The 9,554-nt window shown below is 52.6% G+C and carries 7 protein-coding genes; all 7 read right to left on the bottom strand.

Features of this window, described 5'->3' with window-relative positions; genetic code table 11:
• The coding region (locus BZG13_RS14735) for a PKD domain-containing protein (protein WP_198935536.1) at positions 1-870 on the bottom strand (870 nt) is incomplete at its 3' end.
• Between the two features lie 17 nt (positions 871-887).
• Positions 888-2,678 carry an Ig-like domain-containing protein gene (locus BZG13_RS14730; RefSeq protein WP_077487159.1) on the bottom strand — a complete coding sequence of 597 codons (1,791 nt, stop codon included), beginning with the start codon at positions 2,676-2,678 and terminating at the stop codon, positions 888-890.
• A gap of 243 nt (positions 2,679-2,921) precedes the next feature.
• Positions 2,922-3,389: a LysR substrate-binding domain-containing protein gene (locus BZG13_RS15400; RefSeq protein WP_198935535.1), complete on the bottom strand. Its 468-nt coding sequence runs from the start codon at positions 3,387-3,389 to the stop codon at positions 2,922-2,924.
• Between the two features lie 7 nt (positions 3,390-3,396).
• Positions 3,397-3,816: a LysR family transcriptional regulator gene (locus BZG13_RS15395; RefSeq protein WP_198532072.1), complete on the bottom strand. Its 420-nt coding sequence runs from the start codon at positions 3,814-3,816 to the stop codon at positions 3,397-3,399.
• Between the two features lie 20 nt (positions 3,817-3,836).
• Positions 3,837-4,331 carry a cysteine peptidase family C39 domain-containing protein gene (locus BZG13_RS14720; protein WP_108743909.1) on the bottom strand — a complete coding sequence of 165 codons (495 nt, stop codon included), beginning with the start codon at positions 4,329-4,331 and terminating at the stop codon, positions 3,837-3,839.
• Between the two features lie 63 nt (positions 4,332-4,394).
• Complete coding sequence (locus tag BZG13_RS14715) at positions 4,395-9,155, bottom strand: hypothetical protein (protein WP_131825407.1); 4,761 nt, start codon at positions 9,153-9,155, stop codon at positions 4,395-4,397.
• A partial coding sequence (locus BZG13_RS14710; protein ID WP_158074910.1) for an Ig-like domain-containing protein occupies positions 9,101-9,554 on the bottom strand: 454 nt, incomplete at its 5' end. The genes BZG13_RS14710 and BZG13_RS14715, both read right to left, overlap by 55 nt.

Genomic DNA, 9,554 nt, shown 5'->3' with positions numbered 1-9,554 from the left:
GTCTTCCACCGTGCCGCTGAAGGTCACGGCGGTTTGTTCGCTCTCGTTGATCAGGTCATCGGCATCGTCGAACGCGATGCTGTTGCTGCTATCGCCACCTTCGCCTGGGGCCGCCGTATCCAGCGTCGCGGTGTCATCCACGCTGCCCTGGTTGCCGGCTTCATCGGTCACCGTCATGGTCACGGTCAGCTCGCCATCGGCCAGGATGCTGACGTCTTGGCCGATCACGGTGACATTACCGTCTGTGTCGGTACTGATATCGCCTTCCGCCACAGTGATGCTGCTACCGTCAGTGTCAGTGATCACAATGCTGTCGACCGTCGCACCGTCTTCCACGGCGCCGGTGAAGGTCACGGAGGTTTGTTCGCTCTCGTTGATCAGGCTATCGGCATCGTCGAACGCGATGCTGTTGCTGCCATCACCGGTGTCTGGGGCCGCCGTATCCAACGTCGCGGTGTCATCCACGCTGCCCTGGTTGCCGGCTTCATCGGTCACCGTCATGGTCACGGTCAGCTCGCCATCGGCCAGGATGCTGACGTCTTGGCTGATCACGGTGACATTACCGTCTGTGTCGGTACTGATATCGCCTTCCGCCACAGTGATGCTGCTACCGTCARTGTCAGTGATCACGATGCTGTCTATCGCCGCACCGTCTTCCACCGTGCCGSTGAACGTGACGTCGCTTTGTTCGCTGTCGTTGATCAGGCCATCGTCGAACGCGATGCGGTTGCTGCYATCACCGGTGTCTGGGGCCGCCGTATCCAACGTCGCGGTGTCATCCACGCTGCCCTGGTTGCCGGCTTCATCGGTCACCGTCATGGTCACGGTCAGCTCGCCATCGGCCAGGCTGCTCAGGTCTTGGGCGTCCACGCTGACATCGTTGCCGCTCACGCTGATGTTCTGCTGCCATCACCGGTGTCTGGGGCCGCCGTATCCAACGTCGCGGTGTCATCCACGCTGCCCTGGTTGCCGGCTTCATCGGTCACCGTCATGGTCACGGTCAGCTCGCCATCGGCCAGGCTGCTCAGGTCTTGGGCGTCCACGCTGACATCGTTGCCGCTCACGCTGATGTCGTTCGCATCCACGGTGACGCTGCCACCCTGGCCGTCGGTGATCACAATGCTGTCTATCGCCGCACCGTCTTCCACCGTGCCGGTGAACGTGACGTCGCTTTGTTCGCTGTCGTTGATCAGGCCATCGTCGAACGCGATGCTGTTGCTGCCATCACCGGTGTCTGGGGCCGCCGTACCTAGCGTCGCGGTTTCTGTGTCGCTCGCTGAGTTGCCCGCGCTGTCCGTCACGGATGCAACCACGGTGATGTCGCCATCGGCAAAATCGCTTAGATCTACACCTTCCAAGCTCCACTCACCGTCGGTAACTGTCGCAGTCCCCACTTCAGTACCATCTACAGTGATAGTCACGGTTTGGTTGTCCTCAATACCATTCGTACTACCACTGATGGTCACATTATCAGCTTCATTAGCATTAATCTGGTTGTCCCCAGTGATATCGGCAATGCTGATGCTACCAGCTTGGGTATTCACCGTATGCTCTGATGAGCCAGTGCTCTCTACCGTATTGCCCGCGTCATCCGACGAGCTCACGACCACCTCGAACTCGGTGTCCGCCGCCAGGTCGCTGCCGGCCACGTCCACGCTCCACTCGCCGTTTTCATCCACGGTGGTGGTGTAGTCTTCGCCGTTGATGGTCATCGCAACGGTATCGCCTTCGGCGATGTCGCCGCCGCTCGCGCTGCCGGTGACCGTGATGGTCTCGCCCGCTTCTTGCGCGTTGATCTCGTCATCGCTGGTGATGTTGTTCACGCTGACCGTGCCGGCCTCGGCGCTAGTATCAACCTCAGCTTGATCACTCCCCGGCGCGGAGGTGTTGCCGGAGGTGTCGGTAATGGTGGCTTCTACGGTTAATGTTTCTCCGTCTGCGGGAGTATCAGGGAGGGTCAGGACGACAGAGCCGTCGGTAATATTGTCGTCTGTCAGGATGAAGGTTTGTCCATTCACGGTTAACACATCACCTGGATTAGCGTTGGTACCCGTTAAATCGATAGAGACACGAATACCGTCGCCAATTTCTTGGCTGCTAATCACACCGTCATTGTTTGCGTCATTGAGGATGGTCACACCTGGCGCGTTGGGTGCCGTTGCATCAACGAAGCGTCCAAAGCCGTCTTCTTGGTTAGTGCCAATCGCGCCTGCGTTGTTAGCAATCGAGTCAGAATCAAATCCAGAGCTTGAGATGGTCTCGCTTCCATCACGCGCAATGTTGACATAGCTCCACGAGCCACTTCCGGTCGCATCTTGCCCCGCAGCCGACGCCTGATCTTCTTGAATGGTGATCTCGCCTTCACCGTCAAGGATTTGTTGCTGAATCTCGGCTTCACCGTCAAGGATTTGWTGCTGAGTCTCGGCTATTTCATCTTGAACATCTTGCGGCAATCCATCGAGCACGGCGCCGGGCTGCTCTCCCTGAGCCTCAACGGCGAGTAACGTTCCGTCGCTGAGTACAATAACAGCCTCACTGTTATCTGGCAGAACCAGCTCGGTTCCAGACGGAAAGGACGTGCCTTCGGTCACTGTCATTGGCGTGCCATTGACAAGCAGTACACCATCTCCCTGGATACTTTCGACGTTTACATTGCGAGAGAGCGAGATTGATTTCATAACCGGGACTCTTTATCCATAAAAAATGTGAGGTGCATTCAAAGTCTATCACTTGCGTTATCTAAGGAATTAGACGTCTTCGAAAGCATTTTTACTCCGAAATGTGCACTTTGTACGGCTCAACATTGAGACAATACGTAATTATAGATCGGTGTTTGAAACGGCGCCAAACTACACCCATAGACCATGCACTTGAAGTATGCGCTTAAATGTCACTATTAACGGGATTGAGTGTTTTATCTCTTAGTCACATCGCTGCATTACGGTTGAACTGGCTTTTTCGATGAAGTCTTGGATGTAATCATCTCTTTGTCCCTCACGTACACCCAAATGGATCGACTTATGAATACCTTGTTGGCCTATACGAAGGATATGAAGGTTTAGTCGTTGTTGGTACTCTTTTGCCAGCCATTTGGGGAGTGCCGCGATCCCGCGCTCAGCGGCAACCATTTGCAGCATGATATCGGTTGTTTCTATGGTTTTGTGTTTGCGCGGTGCACAGTGCGCCGGCGCCAAAAACTGGGTAAAGACATCTAAACGCGATTGATCAACAGGGTAGGTAATCAGCACTTCCTGTGTTACTTGCTCAGGATCAACATGGTCAAACGCCGCGAGTGCACTTCGTCCGCTCACCACCAGCACCTGTTCGTAATCAAACACGGATACGTATTCTATGCCTGGTTTAAGTAAGGGATCGGGCGTGACGAGCACATCAATCTCATGGCCAAAGAGCGCCTAGCCCGCCAAACTGAAACTTTTGTTTAACGTCAACATCCACATCTGGCCATTGGTGCAAAAACGGCTCGACCACTTTCAACAGCCATTGATAGCAAGGGTGGCATTCCATACCAATGCGCAGTGTGCCACGTTGGCCTTGGGCAAACTGTTTAAGCTGCTGTTCAGCGTGCTTGAACTGAGGAAGCATGCGCTCAGACAGCGTAAGCAAGTACTCACCCGCTCGCGTGAAATGAAGCTGCCGTCCGGATTTTTGCCACAAGCTAATCCCGAGCTGGCTTTCTAGCTTTTTCATCGCATGGCTAATGGCAGATTGGGTGAGATGAAGCGTCTCTGCGGCTGCGGTAAGCGACCCTTGCTCTTTGATCGCACGCAAAATATGAAGGTGGTGACGTTCTAACATGTCTATTCCATGACTAAAATTCATTGATTGATGAAATAGTGCCATTCGTGCAGGTGTAAATCGACCGACTGATCACCGCGGTACTGGCGCTTAATAAAAAAGCAATATCCGATATACATCGCCTCAAGGGCTTCAAGCTGCATGGTTTGCTYGCCGCCATTTTCGGGCAACTGAATCAGGGCAGTGCCTGCCTCATTATCAATCTCACGCAGCACACAGGCTTTTTGATCTGCTAACAGTAACACGCAAGGGAGCAATAACGGCCCTAAGTTATCCAGGTTGCGACGTGACAAACGTGCGGCCAAACCGGCGCGCCTTGCCGCTTGTGGAAACATATCGGGCGTGAGTAGCGCATTGGTCATCGGCAAGCCCGCCACTAACGCATCCCCCGAGCAGGGGGTGCCATAGTGTTCGGTCAGCAATACCAAACAATCTAGCAAGGGATCGTCGGTGGGTTGTTCGCCCGCTGCGATTTGCCACTGCACCGATTGATTATTATTTGATTGGTCAGTCACTTACATCTCTCTTTTGACCGAAAAATAACAGGCAGCAACATCATAGCCGCTGCCTGAGGGAGATTACCAGTCTGTATCGACGTCGATTTCTAAGTCTTGGTTATCTCCTACTGAAAGTTCAGTATTATTACCATCTTGCGTCAATCTTAGCTCCCCTTCTTGGCCACCAATCAAGGTGTTGATCACCACTTCTTGCTGACCGCCGTTGGTAACGACGCTCAAGCTTTCAATGTCAATCTGCTGATCCATTTGGCTATCGCCGTCGGCATCAATACCGATGGTGAGCGTACCTTCAGCCTCACCACTGTCTGTGGTTTGCCATGAAATCGACACTTGCCCGTCTTTGATGAGCTGAGTTAAATCCTCGACAAACGAGAAGGTGTCTTGCGTGTCACCTTGGTTGTCAAAATCGACAATAACATCGGTTTCCGTCCCATCGGCAGACGATGGCATATCATCCAGCGACCACTGGAATTTATCGCTACCGGTTCCACCGATGAGAATGTCATTGCCTTGACCGGCTTCTAAAGCATCGTCACCTGTGGTCCCAGTAACGGTAGTCACCTGATCGCCCCACTCTGCATTCACTTTTACGTCGTCAAAACTGAACTTATTAAACCAACCTACACCACCCAATACATCCTCAAATCTAAGATCACCGTTGTCATCAGTTTCTATATATGGGCGGTTATCTGGGTTTAAAGCAGCTTGGTCAAATAAAGCTGGCGCCCCCTTGCCGGATAACGGCTGCCCGTTAACGACAGCTTGCCAGTTTCCTTGCTGATTTTGCTCAAACGTTACATTGGCTTGGTCTGATATTGCATTTTCACGACCACCATCTGGAATAATAAAGAATCCAATTTCGTCTTGGGCGTAACCATCCAGATCAAATGTGTCGCCTTCATTAGCGTTCGATGAATTCGCCCAAACCACTTTACCAATAGTGGGATTGCCATCGTCATCTTTGACATAATAGCCAAAGCTATTATTATAACTCGCACGCCCATCATCGTTAGTGAGCGTAAGCGGTTGCGACACATTACTCGTCACTTCGTTCGGTAAAATGACGTTTAATGGTGAAGCCGTGTCTGTGATTTCGACATCAACACGATTGCCTTGATCATCGACCTCAGCGGCACCAACCGTCACGGATAAATCAGGGGCACCTCCCTCCGGCAATTCAAGCGTGACCGAGAAACCAGAACTTGTCTGAAGTGGATCAATCGGCACTTGCCAATCACCTGAATCAAGCTGCTCGCCATCCGGTACGCTGCCTCCTTCAGGCATTCCCGATATAATTACTGATGTGATTTTCTCAGAGCCGTCGTTATCGTTCAACGTCACGTCAACGTCCAGCTGGACAATATCCGCGACTTTGGTCAACTCGCCGTTTTCTACTTCATATTTACCATCGGCAAAGTAGATGGTTTCGATATCGTAGAAAGTATGCGGTACGTGATCGACAACTGCATCATGGCCGGCTTGATGATATAAACCAACTGCACTATCTGCACCTTGTTGATTCGGTAGTTGTGTTAGGTTGCCATAATCACTGCGATTACCTTGTAGGTAAACCGTATCGTCGCCACTACCACCATAATACGCGGTAGTCGCATCAGCTTGTTGTGATATAAAGGTAATATCCGCAATCCCGCTGCTATCACCTAGATGATATGCTTCAATTGATGTACCGCCAATAAGCAAGGGCTTTCCGGTATCAGTTGTCGTTTCAGTGACTTGATCTAAATTCAGATTCTCTTGTTTAACATGCGCTATTAAATCATCGGCTGGATGCGAACCGCCGGCAAATTCAGACAAGGAAGCCGAGACCGTTAGTCCGTCAGAAGCAAGGTAGACGGCGTTGTTGCTCACGCTCCCCGTATTCCCTGCTTGGTCGGTCACCGTCATGGTCACGGTCAGCTCGCCATCAGCCAAGCTGCTCAGGTCTTGGCCTGTAACCGTTACCTTTCCATTACCATCCACGCTAATGTCGCCACTGTCGACAGTGATGCTTCCGCCTGAATTGGTGTCATTAATATCTATGCCACCAATCGACCCAATGCTGCCTCCAGCACTATTAGTGATCACAATACTGTCAACCGTTGCTCCCTTTTCTACTTGACCACTGAGCGTCACAGCGTTGTGAACTGCACTATTAACGACATCATCATCGAACGCGATGCTGTTCAAGCCATCATTTTGCTCTGGGGCTGTCGTATCGACTACTCCCCCCGGGTACCACATCCATTTATGTGGACTAATATTGCCGTTTTCGTCTTGCTGATAGACACGAATATCTGACCACTCATACTCGCCTTCTGGCAGCGTGAAACTTGTTCCCTCACCTTCGATAAAGTTACCAGTGTTACCCTCAAACGGCTTGTAATCTCCTGCATTCTCAAAGGTATAAAACCATTTATTACCTGGCTCAATGCCGCTTACAGTCACTTCCCCCYGATTGGTTATCCTATCATCGGCGCTACTCCCCGTGTCTTCGATTGTCAGCGTGGGCTGCGCGGGGGCTGTTGCTTCAGCGCTGTTTCCAGCTGAATCGGTCGAGACAACCGTGATATCAAGCGGAAACACTTCGCCATCAGGCAAATTGTCGCCATTCAATTCCACTTGGCCTGACTCACCAACACTGACCTTGAGGGAGTCTCCATCTTTATCAAGGATGACGTCGCCATTTTGATCTTTAAACGATAGCTCTGTGTTCGGCTCAGCCTCCACTTTAAGCCCATTCCCCCAAATCGCCTTGATCGTAGGCATCTCTATCTGGGTGTCGAACACGGCGCTGTCATCCACGCTGCCCTGGTTTCCGGCCTTATCGGTCACCGACATGGTCACTCTCAACTCGCCATCGCCCAGGCYGCTCAGGTCTTGGCCGGCCACGCTGACATCGTTGCCGCTCACGGTGATGTCGTTCGCGTCCACGGTGACGCTGCCACCCTGGCCGTCGGTGATCACGATGCTGTCTATCGCCGCACCGTCTTCCACCKTGCCGCTGAAGGTCACGGAGGTTTGTTCGCTCTCGTTGATCAGGTCATCGGCATCATCGAACGTGATGCTGTTCAAGCCATCATTTTGCTCTGGGGCTGTCGTATCGACCGTTACCGCAGGATGCCATTGATGCGCACTAATATTGCCGTTTTCGTCTTGCTGATAAACCCGAATATCTGACCACTCATACTCGCCTTCTGGCAGCGTAAAACTTGTTCCCTCACCTTGGGTAAAGTTACCAAGGTCACCCTCAAACGGCTTGTAATCTCCTGCATTCTCAAAGGTATAAAACCATTTATTACCTGGCTCAATGCCGCTTACAGTCACTTCACCCTGATTGGTTATACCATCATCGGCGCTACTCCCCGTGTCTTCGAGTGTCAGCGTGGGCTGCGCGGGGGCTGTTGCTTCAGCACTGTTTCCAGCTGAATCGGTCGATACAACCGTGATATCAAGCGGAAACACTTCGCCATCAGGCAAATTGTCGCCATTCAATGTCACTTGGCCTGATTCACCAACACTGACCTTGAGGATGTCCCCATCTTTATTAAGGATAGCGTCGCCATTTTGATCTTTAAACGATAGCTCTGTATTCGGCTCAGCCTCCACTTTAAGCCCAGTATTGAAGCCATTCCCCCAAATCGCCTTGATCGTAGGCATCTCTATCTGGGTGTCGAGCACGGCGCTGTCGCTGCCTTCTGCCGAGGTGTTGCCAAACTGGTCTTCCAGCTCCGCTGTCACCTCGAGGGTTTCACCTTCCGCTGGCGCATCGAACGAGGTCGCGACGCTGCCGTTATCGATGTCGCTCTGCTCCAACACGATCTCGTTGGTGGTGGCGCCATCGCTGACGCGGATTTTGTCACCATCCACGGCGCCGGCTGGCAAGCCGACTTCAACGTCGACCTGGCCAGTGAGCTCACCACTGCTGATAAAGCCATCATCGTTGGCGTCTTCGACAATATTGACAGTTGGCGTGAAGAGCTCATCGATATTCTGGTCATCGCCATCTATATTGATCGATTCAAAATCACGCAGCTCAACACGATCTCCGGTGTCACTGTTTTCAACAATGACGTAACCATTACTATCTTTGCTGAACGATAGGTTGTCGACACTCGTATTAAATACAGCCTTGTCATTTCCTGCACCACCGTCAATGACGAGTTGATCGTTAGCATCATCAGTAATGATATTAACCGTATCGTTACCGGCACCAGTCAAGACATAATCATCCCCAGTTTCGGTATTGGCATTCGTCCATTCACCGTGCCAGTAATGCACAATGTTCGAATCTTCACTGGCGTTACCCGCCTCATCAGTCTGAATCGCTTTGAAGAATTCATTATCATTGACAGGTGTATTGTCGAGACCTGTAATATCTAAAGTCCAGAATCCATCACCATCCACCTCAACCTCGGTCGCGACACGAACATAACCATTCGGATTGGTATCATTACCATTAGTCGTACTGCCTTCTTTGCTATACAACGTGATAGTTGCTCCAGGTTCACCCGTACCGTGCAAAGTGACATCGCTGTAATCACTACCAGCGGAGTCATCGGTGATATTGGTGATGACTGGGGGGTTGGGTGTATTGGTATCAACCGTGTGCGTCGAGGTCACGCGGCTGTCGACCGTATTGCCCGCGTCATCCGACGAGCTCACGACCACCTCGAACTCGGTGTCCGCCGCCAGGTCGCTGCCGGCCACGTCCACGCTCCACTCGCCGTTTTCATCCACGGTGGTGGTGTACTCGGTGCCGTTGATGGTCATGGTGACCTGATCGTTTGCGGCGATGTGCTGCCGGCCACGTCCACGCTCCACTCGCCGTTTTCATCCACGGTGGTGGTGTACTCGGTGCCGTTGATGGTCATGGTGACCTGATCGTTTGCGGCGATGTCGCCGCCGCTCGCGCTGCCGGTGACCGGGATGGTCTCGCCCGCTTCTTGCGCGTTGATCACGTCATCGTTGGTGATGTCGTTCACGCTGACCGTGCCTGCATCCGCGGTTTGGTCAACCGTGTGCGTCGAGGTCACGCGGCTGTCGACCGTATTGCCCGCGTCATCCGACGAGCTCACGACCACCTCGAACTCGGTGTCCGCCGCCAGGTCGCTGCCGGCCACGTCCACGCTCCACTCGCCGTTTTCATCCACGGTGGTGGTGTACTCGGTGCCGTTGATGGTCATGGTGACCTGATCGTTTGCGGCGATGTTTGCGGCGATG

The sequence above is a fragment of the Salinivibrio sp. ML323 genome (assembly GCF_001995745.1).
GTDB lineage: Bacteria > Pseudomonadota > Gammaproteobacteria > Enterobacterales > Vibrionaceae > Salinivibrio > Salinivibrio kushneri.
The sequence above is the reverse complement of the archived record's forward strand: the minus strand, read 5'-3'. Positions and strand labels throughout refer to the sequence as shown.